Genomic DNA, 2,162 nt, shown 5'->3' with positions numbered 1-2,162 from the left:
CTGACTGCAGTGCAACTCAAGTTGAAGACTGGCTGAAGGAGCATCACCCGGATTTTCCGTGAACGGAGATGGGACGTTGTTTAATAAGAGTAGAAGTTGTCGTTTATTCTTGTATAGCTCACAGTAGAGGTTCAGCAACCAAAACATGTGAGGAGGTGACATGCCGGAGCGAGACTTGATGCACCGGGTATATTGGATGCAACTTGGTGGATTCGGTTTCATATTCTGCTATATTTCAGTCACTACGCTTAACAAGTGAATTTTACAAGGAATTAATGGCACTTGCAGTCAACATCGATGAGTTAGTCAATGGCCAGGTCATTGAGTGGGAGCGCCTTGAATTCAAACAGGGATGGAACCCTGAAGATGTATTGCATACACTGTGTGCCTTTGCCAATGATATCAATAATTGGAATGGTGGGTATATCATTATTGGAATTGCTGAAAAGGATGGCCGTCCTGTCCTGCCTCCGATCGGGTTGCATCCCAATCAGCTCGATAGTATTCAGGGAGAACTAACCCGGCTCAGCTATCGGATAGAGCCGCTTTATATGCCTGTTATCCAGCCTTATTTATTTCAAGGGAAGCATATTCTGATTCTCTATTGTCCGGCAGGCGATGTACGTCCGTATTCTGCCCCGGAAAGTTTAAGTACCGCAAAGCAGTCACGTTTTCAATATATCCGCAGTGGTTCTCGTTCCATTCGAGCACAGGGCGAAAATCTCAGAAGGCTGCAGGAGTTGTCGGCAAGAATTCCTTTCGATGATCGCCTCCATCCCGTAGCTGAACTGAATGATCTGGATCTTGGTCTAATCAGGAGTTTTCTTGGCGAAATAAAAAGTGCCCTTTTTGATGAAAGCGTTTCGCTGCCTTTTTCAGAACTTTGCCGACTGATGAATATTGCCAGAGGTTCTGATGAACTCTTGCGTCCAGTGAATGTCGGTCTGCTGTTTTTTTCGAGAAAACCTGAGCTATTTTTTTCACGGGCATGGATCGAAGTTGTACTCCGAAAAGATGAAGCGGGTAAAGGTTTCAGTGAGAGATATTTTAAAGGCCCTTTACACGTCCAGCTTCGAGAAGCGTTATCGTTCATCAGGGCCTCAATTGTTGAGGAGTATATCAGAAAGTCTCCAGGGAAGGCGGAAGCTGAACGTTTTTACAACTTTCCTTATGCAGCAGTTGAAGAAGCCCTTGCCAATGCTGTTTACCACAAGAGCTATGAATTGGGTAAACCGGTAGAAGTACAGATTTGGCCTGACAAGATTGAGATTTTAAGTTTTCCGGGACCGGTTCCGCCAGTGACAGCGACTGTTTTGGCACAGAATCGACGAATTGTCGCTCGGGACTATCGTAACAGAAGGGTGGGGGATTTTCTTAAAGAGCTGCACCTGACGGAAGGAAGGGGTACCGGTATACCAACTATTAAAAGAGCCATGAAAATCAATGGCTCTCCTGAACCGGTTCTGGAAACTGATGAGCAGTGTACCTATTTTCTTACCGTTCTTTCTGTTCATCCAGAGGTATACGACCAAGTTCATGACCAGGTTCATGACCAGGTTCATGACCAGGTTCATGACCAAGATATTTCGGAAGTTGAGCAAGTCCTTTTGTATTGTCAGAAAGCACGGTCTCGAAGAGATATTCTGGCACAACTCGGGTTAGTCAATCATACCCTTAATTTCAGAAAGCATTTGCTGCCGATTATTGAAAATGGATTGATTGCTAAAACTTTGCCGGATAAGCCAACCAGCCGAAACCAGCGATATCTGATCACAGAAAAGGGAAAATCGATTCTTAAAGTTTCCAATGCTTAATTCTTTTTTATACCTGCGGCGAAATAGGGGACGGTATTCATAACGAGTAGTTTTGTTCATGGCGAGTCGTTTCTTTCATAAGCATTTCCGGTTCGAAGCTCTAAACCTGGTCAGGAGCGTTTTTTATAAGCATCGGTTTCCTCTCTTTTCTGTTAGGGGGATTTTCGGGGACGCTCTGAAAGCGCCGATTAAAACCGGTAGAAAGTAAAGAATGCAAGAGTCATATATGAAAGGAATAGCCACCCATCATAGCCCCGAGTCATGCCTCGATAGTCCCGATGTGTCGTGATATGGGGAAGCGTTGACAGGGGAAAGCACAGGCATAGTATTGAGCTCCGAAATCACTCA

Annotated in this window: 1 protein-coding gene; it reads left to right on the top strand. The window is 44.9% G+C overall.

Annotated features, from left to right (window positions below; all coding sequences use genetic code 11):
- Positions 1 to 275: 275 nt before the first annotated feature.
- On the top strand, positions 276 to 1,814 hold the full coding sequence (locus BOO20_RS05830) for an RNA-binding domain-containing protein (protein WP_076791312.1): 1,539 nt from the start codon (positions 276 to 278) through the stop codon (positions 1,812 to 1,814).
- The last annotated feature ends 348 nt before the right edge of the window (positions 1,815 to 2,162 follow it).

It is taken from the genome of Chlorobium sp. KB01 (genome assembly GCF_001975465.1).
In the GTDB taxonomy this organism is placed as follows: domain Bacteria; phylum Bacteroidota; class Chlorobiia; order Chlorobiales; family Chlorobiaceae; genus Chlorobium.
The sequence above is the reverse complement of the archived record's forward strand: the minus strand, read 5'-3'. Positions and strand labels throughout refer to the sequence as shown.

Excerpts from the sequence above, each read along its gene's own strand:
- BOO20_RS05830 (WP_076791312.1), top strand. The coding sequence starts at position 276 with ATGGCACTTGCAGTCAACATCGATGAGTTAGTCAATGGCCAGGTCATT.